Annotated in this window: 13 protein-coding genes; 4 read left to right on the forward strand and 9 right to left on the reverse strand. The window is 41.4% G+C overall.

The features are described from left to right. Window positions 1-2 precede the first annotated feature (2 nt). The 6 genes from EVU92_RS17970 to EVU92_RS17990 form a co-directional block, all read right to left on the reverse strand. Window positions 3-1370: a MotA/TolQ/ExbB proton channel family protein gene (locus tag EVU92_RS17970; RefSeq protein WP_130052555.1), complete on the reverse strand. Its 1368-nt coding sequence runs from the start codon at window positions 1368-1370 to the stop codon at window positions 3-5. A 10-nt stretch (window positions 1371-1380) separates the two neighbouring features. After that, window positions 1381-2133: a DUF3450 domain-containing protein gene (locus EVU92_RS17975; protein WP_130052557.1), complete on the reverse strand. Its 753-nt coding sequence runs from the start codon at window positions 2131-2133 to the stop codon at window positions 1381-1383. Window positions 2134-2309: 176 nt separating this feature from the next. Further along, complete coding sequence (locus tag EVU92_RS21640) at window positions 2310-2915, reverse strand: DsbA family protein (RefSeq protein WP_167658882.1); 606 nt, start codon at window positions 2913-2915, stop codon at window positions 2310-2312. Next, window positions 2916-3995 carry a diguanylate cyclase gene (locus tag EVU92_RS21645; protein WP_239976781.1) on the reverse strand — a complete coding sequence of 360 codons (1080 nt, stop codon included), beginning with the start codon at window positions 3993-3995 and terminating at the stop codon, window positions 2916-2918. It abuts the gene before it with no gap. 18 nt (window positions 3996-4013) lie between these two features. Then, window positions 4014-5903 carry a methyl-accepting chemotaxis protein gene (locus EVU92_RS17985; RefSeq protein ID WP_130052559.1) on the reverse strand — a complete coding sequence of 630 codons (1890 nt, stop codon included), beginning with the start codon at window positions 5901-5903 and terminating at the stop codon, window positions 4014-4016. A gap of 347 nt (window positions 5904-6250) precedes the next feature. Beyond that, window positions 6251-7522 (reverse strand): sugar MFS transporter, encoded by a 1272-nt coding sequence (locus tag EVU92_RS17990; RefSeq protein WP_130052561.1) that lies wholly within the window; start codon window positions 7520-7522, stop codon window positions 6251-6253. A gap of 137 nt (window positions 7523-7659) precedes the next feature. Between EVU92_RS17990 and EVU92_RS17995 the strand changes: the two genes are divergently transcribed. The 3 genes from EVU92_RS17995 (at window position 7660) to EVU92_RS18005 (ending at window position 11667) form a co-directional block, all read left to right on the forward strand. Beyond that, window positions 7660-8877 (forward strand): AGE family epimerase/isomerase, encoded by a 1218-nt coding sequence (locus tag EVU92_RS17995; RefSeq protein ID WP_130052563.1) that lies wholly within the window; start codon window positions 7660-7662, stop codon window positions 8875-8877. Beyond that, on the forward strand, window positions 8877-9830 hold the full coding sequence (locus EVU92_RS18000) for a carbohydrate kinase (protein WP_130052565.1): 954 nt from the start codon (window positions 8877-8879) through the stop codon (window positions 9828-9830). Before EVU92_RS17995 ends, EVU92_RS18000 begins: the two co-directional genes overlap by 1 nt. Window positions 9831-9930: 100 nt before the next feature. Beyond that, window positions 9931-11667 carry a hypothetical protein gene (locus EVU92_RS18005; protein ID WP_130052566.1) on the forward strand — a complete coding sequence of 579 codons (1737 nt, stop codon included), beginning with the start codon at window positions 9931-9933 and terminating at the stop codon, window positions 11665-11667. A 26-nt stretch (window positions 11668-11693) separates the two neighbouring features. Here the strand turns inward: EVU92_RS18005 and EVU92_RS18010 are convergent, their stop codons facing one another. From EVU92_RS18010 to EVU92_RS18020, 3 genes are all read right to left on the reverse strand, one after another. Beyond that, window positions 11694-12218 carry an RNA methyltransferase gene (locus EVU92_RS18010; RefSeq protein WP_054552060.1) on the reverse strand — a complete coding sequence of 175 codons (525 nt, stop codon included), beginning with the start codon at window positions 12216-12218 and terminating at the stop codon, window positions 11694-11696. After that, window positions 12218-12715: a YcgN family cysteine cluster protein gene (locus EVU92_RS18015; RefSeq protein WP_130052567.1), complete on the reverse strand. Its 498-nt coding sequence runs from the start codon at window positions 12713-12715 to the stop codon at window positions 12218-12220. Before EVU92_RS18015 ends, EVU92_RS18010 begins: the two co-directional genes overlap by 1 nt. Before the next feature lie 70 nt (window positions 12716-12785). Continuing rightward, window positions 12786-14609, reverse strand: a complete 1824-nt coding sequence (locus EVU92_RS18020) for a DUF885 domain-containing protein (RefSeq protein WP_130052568.1) — start codon at window positions 14607-14609, stop codon at window positions 12786-12788. Between the two features lie 147 nt (window positions 14610-14756). Between EVU92_RS18020 and EVU92_RS18025 the strand changes: the two genes are divergently transcribed. Further along, complete coding sequence (locus EVU92_RS18025; protein ID WP_130052569.1) at window positions 14757-16025, forward strand: amidohydrolase family protein; 1269 nt, start codon at window positions 14757-14759, stop codon at window positions 16023-16025. Window positions 16026-16196: the final 171 nt, after the last annotated feature.

Below are 16196 nucleotides of genomic sequence, written 5' to 3' on the forward strand. Positions count from 1 at the left end.
ATTTATGCTCCTTTCTCGCTTCGTTCTGCGATAATACCTGCGCTTTGCTCTTGTAAAATCAACAACATATTTTTAGAACGCGTGTTAAGAAGTGTGTATAAGAATACTGTTGGGATAGCCACAACCAGACCAAGTACAGTTGTTACAAGTGCCTGAGAAATACCACCCGCCATTAGTTTAGGGTCACCTGTACCGAACAAAGTAATAGCTTGGAAAGTGTTAATCATACCCGTTACCGTACCTAGTAGACCAAGTAGCGGGGCTACCACAGAGATAATCTTAATTAGCGTCAGGTTACGGGTTATTTTCGGCATTTCACGAATGATTGCTTCGCTTAATTTTAGCTCAAGTGTGTCGTACGCTACATCTGGGTACTGATCTTTCACTTTCATTACACGGCCAAGTGGGTTGTCATCACGTGCAACGGTGTCTTTAAGCTGACGACGGATTTTGCTACCCATAATCATCAGTGATACAAAGCGCTCAAGTGCGATGAGTAGAGCAATTAGACCAACACCTAAGATGATATAACCTACAGTACCACCTTGGTGAACTTGCTCTTCAGTGTCAGGAGCTTGTACTAAAAGACCTAAGATAGAACCACCTGTTGGGTCAAGAGCGAACTGAACAACACCCGAATTTGCTTGTTGCAGATCAGTAGCAGTTGCTGTGTAACGGCTGCTTGGCTGACGTGTAAGCTGGCTGATTGTATTCGTAGCAGGTGTGTACTCTAGGTATTTACCGTCTGCGATTAAGTTAAATGCACCAACACGCACCACTTCTTTTTGTGCTTTGCTGCCACCTTCAACGATAACATCAGTTGTAAAGCGTGATACTTTACCTTGTTCGGTCATTTCACGTTGTAATTCAAACCATACTTTTTCGATATCATCGATTGAAGCAAGCTTTGACGTTGAACCCATTTTTTGTGCCAGCTCATCCATGAAGTTACTGCGTCCAGGTAGCTCTGCAGAAACAACTGACGTCATAAATTTGTTACTTGAATCACCCGCGACTTGTTGTAACACACCGAAAAGTTCCTTAAGTGAACCCATACGGTTTGAAAGCGTGTCAGTTAAGTTAGCTAGCTTTACTTCATTTTCTTCAAACTGAGTTTCTAAGCGCTCTGACTCATTTAACATTGCAGTACACTTTGCTTGTGTATCTTTAAGCATTTGTACTTGTTCGTTTTGACGCGCCATGAACTCTTGTTCACGTTGTTTATTCTCAGCGCTTTGCTGTGCGTTACCTTGCTCTAATGTTTTTAGTAATGAATCTAAATCCATTGGCTCAGCCGCTAGGCTGCTACCAGCAAAACCAAGGCCAGCTGCAAATACGGCCATTTTTGTCATTTTCGTTAATAATTTCATCTCAAACCTCTTATTCAGCAGCGTGGACTGGCAGTGTTAACATATCTGGGGCAAGTTGCTTACGAGCAATGCGTAAACCTTTGTTAATTTGGCTGATTGCAGAATCTGGTAACTCAACAAACGATTTTGTTTCTTTATCCCAGCTACCTGCTTTTTTGCCGTCGCGTGTTAAATAAATAAGTTCTAAGCGACCAATGCGTAAGAAATCGACTTCGCGCTCTTGACCATCTACATTAAGTAATGATGTATACGCTTCGATAGTGCGACCGTAATCAACCTCTACTTGGTAAGCTTCAAGTAAACGGCGGAATTTTTCACTTGAAGTGATATCTGCGCGGTCCATCATTTCTTTTAATGATGCGATACGTTTGCTTCGTTCTTCAGTTAAGAAAGGCACGTCTAGTGCAACAAATTGTTCCAGGCCCGTGATCATGCGCATCATTAACGGCGTAATTTGACGCTCGATAACTGATACCTGATCCATTGACTCATTTAACGCGTCCATTTCAGCAATTTGGTTGTTTAACTGCTTGGTAAGTTGCGCGTTATAAACAGTTAAGCCTTCAATTTCTTTATTAAGAGCTTTGAATTGTTGTAAACGACCTTGCATTGAATCTGCAATCTTGTCGATTTTAGTTTGTGATTGCGCTGCAGATTTGTTTATCTCGCTGCTTTTATCAATTACTTTATCTAGATCGTTTGCATGTACCGCCGCAGATGCCGCTACAATACCTGCTAAAATCAGTGGTTTAACGCCTTTCATCGCATACACCTTTACTCGTTAAGTTAGCTTAATTTACTAGTGGGGTTGTTTTAATGTGCGAAAGGATAACGGTGAAAAATGACAAGCGTGTTGCGTAAAAAATACAAAATTATGACAGCTGTAACAATTAGTTTATATTGCGCAAAGATAAGGCAAAACTTGCAGGGTTTTGGGAACTAAATATGGGAAACGATCTGTTGATAAGTGCTTTCCCAGTCTAGATAGTTAACAGGGATAGCGTGGTAGTTCCCTTTATTTTCAATAACTAAAGACGGAAAGCCTTGGATAGGTAAGCTTCTAGCTTGGTTTATTTCGGCCATTAATAAAGAATGTATGTTTTCACTTTCAATTTCTTTTATAAATGTGCTTTTTTCTAAACCTATTTGCTCAGCAAGGAGCACAAGTGTGCTTATGTCTGACGGGTTTTGTGCATTTAAGTAATAGGCTTTTTGAATGGCATAAAGCATCTCCTGCTCTTTTTCGTGCTGCCTTGCAACAATCACAGCTCTACATGCTGGGTAAGTAGAGCGACGTGGTTTAGCAGTGTGCCAAAACTCATGATTAAATGGTGTACCAAGTTGCTGCTCAATTCGCAGCCATGTTTGCTGTAAAAACTGTTGCATATCTATAGGCATTGGCTCATCGGAATCAGGAGCAAGGCCGCCCACTCTATATTCAATAGCAAGTTTATCACCAAGGGCTGCTTGAAGCTTTAACCAAGTTTCTCTATAGCCCCAACACCAACTACACATAGGGTCGTAAACATAAATTAACCTTGCCATTTAGCTTATCTCGGTTAAATCAGAAACCACGACATTACGCCCTTTTGCTTTAGCTTTATAAAGGTTGTCATCAGCTTGTTTAATCGCTTTACTAAATTGACTACCACGTTCTAGGCTGGCAATTCCGATACTACATGTGATTGTCACAGACTGCCCAACATCGAAGGGGATCTGTTTTTGAGCGACATAACTACGCAGCTTTTCGGCCACGGCATGAGCTATATTGAGTCCAGCTTTAGGCAGTAAAATAATGAATTCTTCGCCACCATAGCGCGCTTTAATATCTGTGCCACGTAATTTATCATGCATCATAGAGGTAAACGCTATTAATGCCTGATCACCAAAATCATGGCCATAACTATCGTTAATTGATTTAAAGTTATCTAAATCAATTAATAATATCGACATCGGTAAATAGTTAGCCGCTTCGGCTTCAAGACGAGGCTGAATATGCTCATAAATATAACGACGATTCGCAAGGCCAGTAAGTGGATCTGTCAACGCATCGCGCTTTTCTATTAAGGTAATATCAGCAATTTTTTGATGGCTTTTTTGTCTAAAGTATTCGCTAATCGCAGAAAACAATATCACCATTGTGAAAGAGGCTATAAAGCGTGAGGTTTCAACTTGCCCATAATGCGCTTGACCAAAATTAGGGGTAAATAACAAAGCAACCGCACTGCTATACATAATAATAACCAATACACTGCCAACTTTTAAACCTAAGGTGACATAAGCCACAATAGGGTAAAACATCAGCCAATATAAAGCGGTATTCTCTTTGCCACCGGTATATACCAATGCCACGCAGAGCAACAGAATAATAGACAATATAATGCAACTAACAGACACCAAAGCGCCAGTGCGAAAGTAATAAAACATGCACAGCACAATAGTCACATCACTGACCACTAACATAATAGTTAACGGTAAGGCATAAATTTGATAGTTAGATAATACTAAGGATGTGATTAATACAATGGCAAAAAAAGCCATTGTAAACAGCGTGAAGGCACGGCGTTGTTTATCCGCCGTGTCGACACTATTTAAATTAATGGCATTAAGCCAGTTTTGATCCAAAATTGCAGTCTCTTAAAACTAAACTTTAAATTTAAGTACCAATTTTTCAAGCTCATAGAACTGGGCTTTTAATTTTGTACACTCATTCAAGGTGTTATTAAGATTACTCTTACCTTGATTAGAAAGCTCACTAATTGAGTGTATATCACTGTCTAAACTTTGAATTACTTGGTTTTGCTCTGTGGTGGCATTCGCTACACTGTGGTTCACTTCATCGATTGATTCGATAGCACGCGTCACCTCAGCCATTTTATCACCCGCTACATGAGCTTGTTCAACACTCTTTTCGCTGTCACGAATACTTGCAGTCATTACTTCAACCGCAGACGCAGAGCCTTGTTGTAACTGAGAAATAGTGTCTTCTATTTCTTGCGTTGATTGCTGTGTTCGGTGTGCTAGTTGCCTAACTTCGTCAGCAACAACCGCAAAACCTCGACCAGCTTCACCTGCGCGGGCCGCTTCAATAGCAGCATTAAGCGCTAATAAATTAGTTTGCTCACTTACACCTTTAATCACTTCAAGTACTTGACCAATGCTTACAGTGTGCGCATCTAAACTATTAATCGTTTTTTGTGCTTGCTCCATATTACGAGACAAGGCATTTATAGCAGTTAAGTTATCAGCTAACGCAGATTGGCTTTGTAGTGACTGGCTATTCGCACTGGTCGCAAGGCTAGATGCATTACTTGCACTATTTGAGATTTCTACCGCGCTAGAGGTAAGTTCGTTGATTGCGGTTGCAACGTTGTCAGTACGTTTTGTTTGGTCTGCATACATATCGAGCGTACCTTGAGTTTGGTTCACTAAACTTTCAACTAAACGCTCAAGCTCAACAGTGGTATTTTTAACTTGCTCAATTGATGTATGAATTTTTTCGATAAAAGCATTGAAGTAATGACTTAATTCACCAAATTCATCATTGTTTTCGACCTCAAGACGACGGGTTAAATCACCCTCACCTTGTGCGATATCCTTAATTGCATCGTTTAGGCGCTGCATTGGACGCATTAAATAACGAAGTAAGAACTGCATCATTAATACAATAGCAGCTATACCCATCAGCATATATATGGCCGCCATATTTCTAAATGACGCGACCGATGAATAGGCAATTTCTTCGTTGATCACCACACCAAGATACCAATCAACGTTTTGAATTCCTTTAATTTTGGTAAACGACACTAATTTATCTAAGCCACCAACTTGTACTTCTACAAACTCAGATTGTAACGATAGGCTTTTACCGAATAAATCGCGCATGTTTTTGTCGTTAAACTTAGTTTCTGGGTGACTTAAAATGCGGCCTTCACTATCAAGTAAGAAACCATAACCAAAACCTAAAAAGTCAATTTCGTTAACTATCTTAGTAATGGTTTTCATATCAATATCGGCACCTGCAACACCGCTAAACACACCATTTGCTTGCATAGGGGCTACAGCCGAAATAGTCAGCTCATTGGTTGTTACATCAATATAAGGGGCAGTAAAAGCAGTGTTAGTTTTGTTTTCAACAAGTTTGTACCACGGGCGTGTCGTAGCATCGTAGTCAGGCGGTAACACAACCGATTGGTCATTCAATACAAATGTGCCATCAGTGATACCTATATATGTGTTTTTAAAGTTACCAGCTTTGTCAGCTGTGTTGAGCTGTGTAAGTGTTAGCTCTTTGCTGTCACCAAGTTGATAGGTGTCTGCAACTGACGAAACAATCGCTAACTTGGCATTTAACCAGTTCGCTATATTTTGCGACACTGACTGAGAAATCTCTTGCAGCACAAGCGAAAGCTGCTCCTGCGTTTGGCTGCGCATAGAGATGAAGTTATTAATGGTGAATAAACCGAGCACTATCACTAAAACCAGTGATGCAGCCACAGTTACCTTGGTGGTAAATTTAAGAGTGCTTTGCATGACAAACCTGTTTGTTATTTTTTTCGTTGTTAGCCTCATTATATTTAACAAATTTAAAGCTCTTTGTCTTATAAAATTAAGCTAAAACTAGAAAAACGTTCCTTTTATTAAAGTACGCTTTCTTTGAAAATCAATTACTTTGTTAACGGCAGCCAATTCCACTTCTTAAGTCGCATTAATAAAAAAGCAGCAAAAATCAATTGGAACGTTCCTAAACAGATTTGATTTAATCGCCCTTGAATACGTATTCATTAAATCATTTTGTCATCTAAATTTGTTCCTGGTAGCAAATAAATGGCATAAAAAAACCCCGCAAATCTGTGCGGGGCTTTTATTAGAAAGTACTTTTAACCGATGCGCTGTTTCCAGCTATCAGCTAAACGCACAACGTTTAAGCCATACCAAGCGATAAATCCATAACAAATCACTGGTACGAAGAAGCTTTGTTGTATGTTAACTGTATCTGCAACCACACCTTGTACTAATGGTACTAATGCACCACCTACAATAGCTAAGCATAACCAACCCGAACCTTTACTGGTGAGTGAACCTAAACCTTCAATAGCTACAGAGAAAATAGTTGGGAACATAATTGAGTTAAATAAACCAATCGCAAGTACAGAGTAAAGTGCTAAGTCACCTTCAGTGAAAATAGTCACTAACAGCAGTGCAATAACCATCATGGCATTAAAGAATAACGCTTTTGATGGTGCAATCTTCTGAAGAGCTGCAGAACCAATAAAGCGACCAACCATTGCACCGCCCCAGTAGTAAGCAATTAAGCTTGCAGCTGCATGCTCTTCAAGGCCAGCAATATGCTCTTCTCCGAAGTAGTTTACCAAGAAACTACCAATAGAAACCTCAGCACCTACGTAACAAAAAATACCTACCACACCCATCATTAAATGTGGTGCTTCTTTCAGGCTGTGGCCTTTCGCTTTACAGTCTTGCTCTTCTGTGTGCTCTGCAATCACTGGTAGTTTAAAGAATGCAAATACAACAGCAATAGTTAATAGCGCTGCTGCTAACATAAGGTAAGGCACTTTTACTGATTCAGCAGTTGCCGCATTTGCAGCTAAAGTACCCGCTGTACCGAAGAATAAAATACCACCTACATATGGTCCAACCGTTGTACCTAGGGAGTTAAGTGCTTGAGCAAGATTTAAACGCGACGACGCTGTTTTTTCAGGGCCTAACGCCACAACATATGGATTAGCTGACACCTGTAATACGGTAACACCCGCTGCTAGTACAAATAATGCACCTAAGAACAGCCAGTACTCATGCACTACAACCGCAGGATAAAATAACATACAGCCAATTGATGCCACGACTAAGCCTGTTAGTACGCCATTTTTATAGCCAAGTTTTTTAACCAACATACCCGCTGGTAGCGAAACAATAAAGTAAGCACCAAAGAAACAAAACTGAACCAGCATTGCCTCTGTATAGGTTAAATCGAATACCCCTTTTAAGCGCGGGATCAACACATCATTTAAAACTGTAATGAAACCCCACAAAAAGAATAGGGTTGTCATTGCCGTCAGTGGTAGCAGGTAATTTTTATTTTGCTGCGAACCATCGGCGACAAACGATTGGTTTGTATTTATTTCACTCACGTGGTTTTCACTCCGTTAACAAGTTACCTTTGATTCTACACATTGAAGTAAAAATAGCACAAAGATTTACTAGGAACGTTCCAATATTTCTATTTCCTGCTATAGTTGCAAGATGAACACAGATTTATTGATAGACCATGGCCACAGTTAACTTTAAAAGCTCTGCTTTTCTTAAGCAGCATATCCAAGATACGCTTGCTTTTTATCACCCACACTGTGTTGATTATTCAGCTCATGGCTTAGCGGGCTTTTATCAATTTTTTAAAAATAATGGCGCGATTTACGATAAACACACTCGCCATTTAGTATCGAGTACACGCTTTGTTTTTAACTACGCAATGGCGTACATCGAGTTCAAAGACCCTGAATATTTAAGCCTCACTAAACATGGTTTAGCCCACCTTGAACATGCCCATAAACAAGCATCCGGTGGTTACGCTTGGCTTATAAAACAAGATAACAACGGCAAAGTGAGTGTTTTAGACGATACCAACCATTGTTATGGGCTTGCCTTTGTAATGCTTGCCAATGCAGTTGCTTTAAAAGCTGGTGTTAGCGACTGTAAAAATACTATCTCACAAGTATGGGATTTATTAGAGCAACACTATTTTGAACCAAAGTATAATGCCTATTTAGATGAACAAAATGCCGATTTTAGCTGTGCAGATGAGTATCGAGGGCAAAATGCCAATATGCATTTATGCGAAGCTCTTCTCATGTGTTTTGAAGCAACATATGAACAGCGTTATTTAGAGCGCGCGAAAGAGCTAGCCAAAACTTTCACAGTTAAACTAGCAGCATACAGCCAGCAGTTTGTGTGGGAGCACTACTCTAAAAACTGGCAAATTGATTTAGATTACAATAAAGATGACCCGCAGCATTTATTTAGACCATGGGGCTTTCAACCTGGACATCAAACAGAGTGGGCAAAACTGTTAATTATTTTGAACCGCCACATTGATGAACCTTGGCTGGTGACTAGGGCGAAAAGCCTTTTTGATGAAACTCTAAGCATTGCATGGGATCAGCAACATGGGGGCATTTTCTATGGCTTTGCACCAGACAAACAAATTTGTGATAGCGATAAATACTTTTGGGTGCAGGCCGAATCACTAGCCGCAGCAGCCCTACTCGCTGATGCCACAAATGATGAAAGCTATTGGCAATGGTACGAAAAAATTTGGCAGTACAGTTGGCAACATATGGTAGATCACCGATATGGTGCTTGGTACCGTATTTTATCAGCAGAAAATCTGCCTTACAGTGACGAAAAATCGCCAGCAGGCAAAACCGACTATCATACTATGGGTGCCTGCTACGAAGTATTAAGAACCTTAACCTTGAGGAATGCATAATGAGTTTAGTGTGTTTTGGCGAAGCATTAATCGACTTTTTATCAGATGGTAAACAACCTGAATCATTTACTAAATACGCAGGTGGCGCACCTGCCAATGTGGCTGTTGCAGCTGCAAAACTAGGCCTAAACACCAGCTTTTGTGGCATGTTAGGCGATGATATGTTTGGTCACTTTATTAAACAAGAGCTTGACCAACATGCGGTAAACACTGATTACTGTACATTCACTGATGCTGCTAAAACAGCGCTGGCGTTTGTATCACTCGATGAAAGTGGCGAGCGCTCGTTTAGCTTTTATCGCCCACCAGCAGCTGACTTACTGTATCGCGTAGACGACTTTGACCATGCAATGTTCGCAAGTCACGCTATTATGCATGTATGCAGCAACAGTCTCACTGAGCACAACATCTATCAAACAACTATTTATGGCTTAACTCAGGCGAAAAAAGCCGGTGCAATTTGTAGTTTTGATATGAATCTACGCGAAAACCTATGGCCAAGCATGCGCCATACGCTAGATAGAATGTGGCATGTTATTTCACTGGCAGATATCGTCAAACTATCATTTGAAGAACTTGAGTTTTTAAATCAAAAGAGCCATCAAGCAATGCCACTGGAACATACCATTGATACCATTTTAAAGGCAGGTGTAACTTGTTTGCTTGTTACCAATGGCGGTGAAGCAATCAGCTTTTATCATGCTGACTTTAAAGGCCAAGTAAGTCCACCTGCTACAAAAGTGGTTGATACCACTGCCGCAGGCGACGCTTTTATTGGCGGTATGCTGTCTAGAATTGGTCAGCACTGTGAAAACAAACAAAGCTTTAAAGAGTTTTGCCAAACGCAAGCTAATATTGAACAAACTATTGCTTACGCTGCTAAAGCCGGCGCTTTTGCTGTAAGCCGTTATGGTGCCTTTGCATCATTACCTAGCGGCGAAGATCTTCTATAACCACTCATAATTGCTTACAAATCTATTAAGCACTCTAGTGGAGAGTGCTTAAATTTCATGGTATGTTTTTCAACTAATTAAAGAAAAAGGAATTCATCCTATGAATAATAAGCTTCTAGCTGGGGGCGCGATTGCCATTGTTGCAGGTGCGTTGTTGTACTCACAAAACAAAGCCAGTGTTGATGTAGATTTACCTGAGCTTGCTTATGTACCAGCAGATACGGCGGTTTTTTATGGTCAACTTAAGCCGTTTCCGTACAGCAAGTATTTTGCGCTTATGCCAGATGCAATGAAAGGTACTAGCGATTTAACGCCCGTTATTGCTGAGCTTAAAACAGTTGATGATAAGAATGCCCTATTCCTTGCATCACTGATGGAAAAATACCAGCAATCACTGAGCTCTTACGATGCCTTTAAATCGATTTGGGGCTTTGGTGACGACTACAAAGGGATGATGTATGCGCAAGGTTTAATGCCTATTGTGCGCTTTCAGGTCGCAGATCAAAGCAGTATTATCAATAGTATTAAACAAGCTGCTGATGAAGCAGGTATTGCTTATACAACAGAAAGCCTTGAAGGCGTTAGCTACACGCGCTTTGCCATTGAACTTGAAGGGCTAGATAACTTCAACCTAATAGCATCAGCTCACAACAATTGGGCTACCTTAACGCTGACTACCTCGCTTTCTAACGATCAAGACTTACGTATTGCCCTTGGCGTAGAAAAACCAGCTCAATCACTGGCTGAGACTAAAAAACTACCTGAGCTTATTAAAACTTTCTCGCTTGATGGTAACTCGGTTGGCTTTGTCGATCATCAACGCATCGCCAATGCTGTAACAGGCAAAGAAGACTCTCGTTTACACCAGATGCTAAAAGAGCTTCTTGATAAAGCGCAGCAATCAAATGTCTTAGCAGCGATTTCAACACCACAGTGTCAAGATGATATTGCTGCTATTGCCGCTAAATGGCCCGCGACAGTATCAGGCACAACAAAAACACGTATTACAGCCGACTACGCCGACTTTGACGTAAAAGCAGTGCTGCAAAGCACTGATCAAGACTTACTTAATACTTTACAAGCCGTGCGTGGTTTTGTACCAAAACACACCACACAGCTTGATGGCCAAATGATGAGCGTTGCTTATGGTATTGATGTAGCAAAAGTACTGCCACTGGCCAATACGCTAACCGGTGCAATTAAATCAGCTGAGTTTAACTGTGGCCCGATTGTCGCACTACAAAATGAAATGCAAGATGTGAGTACTGCTGGACTTGCTATGCTGTCGGGTTTTGCAAATGGCGTACAAGGCATGAGTGTAAGCGTTCAAGATGCTGCATTTACCATTGATGACTACAACGGCCCACAAATTGATAAGCTTGATGCCATCGTTACTCTATCTGCAACCGATGCCCATGGCCTTTATTCTATTGCGCAAGGTTTTGTACCGCCACTTGCTAACATTAAACTGCCAGCCAATGGTGATGCTGTGTTGATCAATGAATACATTCCATCGCCAGTGCCACTTAACTTTGATATTAAAATGGCGCTGAAAGGCAATCATATTGTGGTTTTCACGGGCGATAAATCAGCACAAATTGCCGAGACTTTAGAGTCGCAAAGTGTCACTAAAAATGGCTTTGTGAACATGGCATTCGACGTGCAAAAAATCCTATTACCTTTGCTTGATACGATTGCTGCAACGGGTCAATTATCTGATGAAGAAATGGCTGAGCTTGATACGCTACGCGACCAACCTGTCGGTGTTTATTTTGCCACAGACATTACCGACAACGGTATTGGCCTTGAAAGTAACGTACAAATTACTAAAAAGTAGTTTTGAGTTTGAATCTAAAAAGAGCGTTATTTAGCGCTCTTTTTTTGTTGCCATTTAAGTGAGTTGTTGGTGTCTCGACTATTGCAAATGGTGTCGTTTGAACTCTCAATACCACCGAGCTTTGCAAGTCGGTCGTACAGCACAACATTGCAGGTTGCGGCTAGGTTCATACAGCCTATGGTTGGCACATACACTACTTCATCACACCATTTCAGCACGTCTTTACTAACCGAGCCATCTTCAGGGCCAAACACATAAAATGCGTTTTCAGGGTGCTTAAATTCAGGCAGCGGCGTTGCACCTTCAACAAGCTCAATCACCACCGTTGTGGCACCTTCAGGCTTTGCTTGCTCAAGGCTTTCAACTTGCGTTAGTGGAATATGCTCAAGCACATTTTTGGTATCGGTGTGATACTTATTGGCACGTAAATAGCGGCTACCAGTAAAAAACACCTGCTTGGCATTGTAACAACCCGCGGCACGTAATACGCCACCCACATTGGTTGGGCTTTTTGGGTTTAACAAGCCAATGCTGGCTTTAAGGGCGCTCATTAATCAATGTCTCTAGTTGGCCACTCGGCCACGTAAAGGTCAAAGTCATCTAGGTCAACATCACAGTCTTTAACTGTTTTGTCACGCACCGAAATACCTAGCTCATGCATCATGTCTTTACTGCCACCGTTCAGTAGCGGGTGCCAAGACGCAAGACCACGTCCTTCGTAAAGGCGGCGGTAGCTACAGCTTTGCGGCATAAAAAAGATGTCTTTGAGGTTTTCTTTAGTGAGTTTTACACATGAAGGCACCAAGGTTTGACGATTCTCATATTCGCTGCAACCACAGGTGTCGTTGTCTAGGTATTGGCAAACGATATTAGTGAAGATGAGTTCTTCACCCTCGCGAAGTTGATCCGTTGCGGTAAATTCATCTTCGTCTTCGCTGTCGATAAATGTGTTTAAACAACATTTACCACAGCCATCACAAATGGCCTCCCATTCGGGTTGTGACATTTGCTCAAGCGAGCGCTTAAGCCAAAATTGATCTTCTAACATGGTATTACTCAAAGCCCCTAAACAGCGCGCATTCTAGCGTAAAGCCAGCATGCGCGCAAAGTTTAGCGTGTTACTTTTGCTCGTTAACCCAACGCTTAATTTTCTCTTCAAGAATTGGCATAGGTAATGCGCCATCAATCAGAACTTGCGTATGGAAAGCTTTAATGTCGAACTTATCACCAAGCTCTTTGCTCGCGTAGTCACGTAGTTCTTGAATTTTGAACTGACCTAACTTGTACGATAGCGCTTGGCCCGGCCATGCAATATAACGCTCAACTTCGGCGATAATGTCACTTTCGGCCATTGATGAGTTTGCCAACATGTAATCAATACCTTGTTGACGTGTCCAACCTTTCGCATGGAAACCAGTATCAAGCACTAAACGCATTGCACGTAATTGCTCATCTGATAAACGACCGTACCACATGTAAGGGTCAGTGAATAAACCAAGCTCTTTACCTAAGCTTTCTGCATACAATGCCCAACCTTCTGCAAATACCGTGTAGCCACCGAATTTACGGAACAGCGGTAATCCTTCAATTTCTTGTTGCAAGGCAATTTGAAAGTGGTGACCCGGCGCTGCTTCGTGAATAGACAGTGTTTCAAGTAAAAACTTAGGCTGTGCTTTTAAGTTAAAGGTATTGATATAAAAAATACCTGGGCGTGAACCATCTGGTGCTGGCGACTGGTAAGATGCACCCGCAGCAGATTCAGCGCGGAAATCTTCAACTGCTTTTACAACGTATGGCGCTTTTGGCGCAATATCGAACATTTGCGGCAGCTTAGCATCAATTTTTTCTTTTACTGCTTCGTACGCAGCAATTAACTCTTCTGGCGTATCGTAGTAAAACTCATCTGAAGTTCTTAAGTGTTCAAAAAACGCTTTTAAATCGCCTTCGAAACCGACAGTCTCTTTGACTTTTTTCATCTCAGATAAAATACGCGATACTTCGCTTAAGCCAATGTCATGAATTTCATCGGCGTTTAAGCTAAGTGTTGTATGCTGTTTGATTTGATACTCATACCATGCTTTACCATTTGGTAGGTCGCTGTAACCAATGCTTTCACGGGCATTTGGAATATATTCATTAGCTAAAAAGTCAGCCATTTTTTGATACGCCGGCACTAAACGCTCGCTGATCATCGCAGAGTATGCGCTTGTTAGCTGTGCTTTTTGTTCGTCGCTGAAAGACTCAGGTAACTGAGCAATTGGCCCCCAGAATAATGACTCTTCTGGTTTTTCTACAATATGAGTTTGAAATTGTGGTAATAGTTTTTCAGCAAGCGGCTTAGGAAGAACCACTTTGTCTTTCATGCCTTGGCGCATTGATTGCTCAACACTGTCTAACCAAGCGATGAAACCATCAGCACGTTTTTCAAATGCTCGATAATCTTCCACGGTGTTAAAAGGCTGTGCACTTTGCCCAGAACCTAATGCAGCAAAGGTATTATGCGCCCCACCCATTTGGTTAATTGGCATTAAGTAACTTGGAAACTGAGCACCTTCAATCGCAAGGTCTAAATCGCGCGCTAGAATTTCGTAGCTCAATAATGACTGACCCGTTAATTGCGCTTTGTCGATATTTGCTAGTTTGTTTTTGTATTCTTTAACAAAGTTAAGCTGCTCGTCGCGGTTTGCTTTACTAATAGGTGCAATAAATTGGTCGTTATATTCGCTACGGCCAATGTAAGTACCGCCAATTGGATTAAACTTTAGGCCTGCTTCAAAGTAGTCTGCTAGTAATGTATCAAGTTGCTCTGTAGCTGAGCTTGCGCTAGGCGCTTGTTTGCTCACCGAAGTGGTTGGTTTTTCGTTTGTTGGCGTTGATTCATTACAACCAAGTAATGCAAACATCACTGCCGAACTAAGTAGTGCTAGTTTTACGTTTTTCATTCTTTCCCTGCCCTTATATTAAGTACGCGTAAATTATGAGGGTTTAGTTCCCTATTTAGCAAGTATAGCCGTAACTTATCGCAGTTTATTTACACTTTGCAGGCTGATTGCTAGAGTGGCGACTCGACTTACCAATTTTGAATAAAAATGAAAAAGACAGTTCTTGCGATTAGCCTAGGCCTTACTTGCCTAACCTCTTTAAATACCCATGCAACAACCTACTTATCGGCAAAAGCCATGGTAGATGTAAATTCAGGTAAACTGATTAAATCACCACTTATTAGTATAGATAATGGTCAAATTACAGCTGTACAAAGCAATAAACAGCCGAATTTAAAAGACGGCGATAAGCATGTTCAATTACCAGAGCTGACTTTGGTGCCAGGTTTAATGGATATGCATGTGCATTTAACAAGCGATCCTACCGTGCCGCGCAGTGAGCGAATTGGTCAATCGATTCCGCGTAAAGCAATCAAAGCGGCGCACTTTGCCGAAAAAACACTGTATGCAGGTTTTACAACGCTGCGTAACTTAGGCGCAGAAGGCTACAGCGTGATTGCAGTTCGCGATGGCATTAACGCAGGCGACATTGTTGGCCCACGTATTTGGGCTGCAGGCCCGTCGTTAGGTGTTACTGGCGGTCACTGCGATAACAACCGTTTGCCACCAGAAATGAAATACACCGCCGAGGGCGTTGCTGATGGTCCATGGGCCGTGCGCGCTAAAGTACGTGAAAACATTAAGTACGGTGCTAATGCCATAAAATTTTGTGCAACAGGCGGTGTATTCTCAAAAGGCACAAAAGTCGGTATTCAACAATATAGCCAAGACGAAATGAACGCCATTGTTGACGAGGCTCATTTACGTGGCCTTACTGTAGCAGCCCATGCGCATGGTACCAGTGGTATTAAAGCGGCCATTGTTGCCGGTGTAGACAGTGTTGAACACGTTAGTTTTGTTGATGACGAAGCCATTAAACTTGCTAAAAAGCACGGTACTTGGTTCTCAATGGATATTTACAACACTGAGTACACCCTAGCCTTTGGTGAACAAAATGGGGTTGCAGAAGAAAACCTCAACAAAGAACGCCAAGTATCTAAAAAGCAACGCGATAGCTTTAGCCGTGCAGTAAAAGCAGGAGTGAACATGGTATTTGGTACCGATGCGGCGATTTACCCACATGGCGATAACGCGAAGCAGTTTTCGCGTATGGTTGAATTTGGTATGACACCACTGCAAGCATTGCAATCTGCCACTATCAACAGCGCTAAACTGCTTAAAGCTGATGATCAACTTGGGCAAATAAAAAGCGGTTTCTTAGCCGATATTATTGCCGTTAAAGGCAACCCGCTTGAAAACATTGCAGTACTTGAAGATGTACAATTTGTTATGAAAGACGGCAAAGTTTTTAAATAAGCTAACATGCTGGCTTTGCATGAGTGAAGTCAGCAACCCTCACTTGTATCTATATCGTAAACAAAATTACCAACCATAAAACCAATTGTTAACAACCTGTGCCTAGAATGAGAAATTACCCAAAACAGATAAATAAAACTTGAAATGAAAATAGATCGCATTATCATTACC

The organism is Pseudoalteromonas sp. MEBiC 03485 (assembly GCF_004195145.1).
GTDB classification, from domain to species: Bacteria; Pseudomonadota; Gammaproteobacteria; order Enterobacterales; family Alteromonadaceae; genus Pseudoalteromonas; species Pseudoalteromonas apostichopi.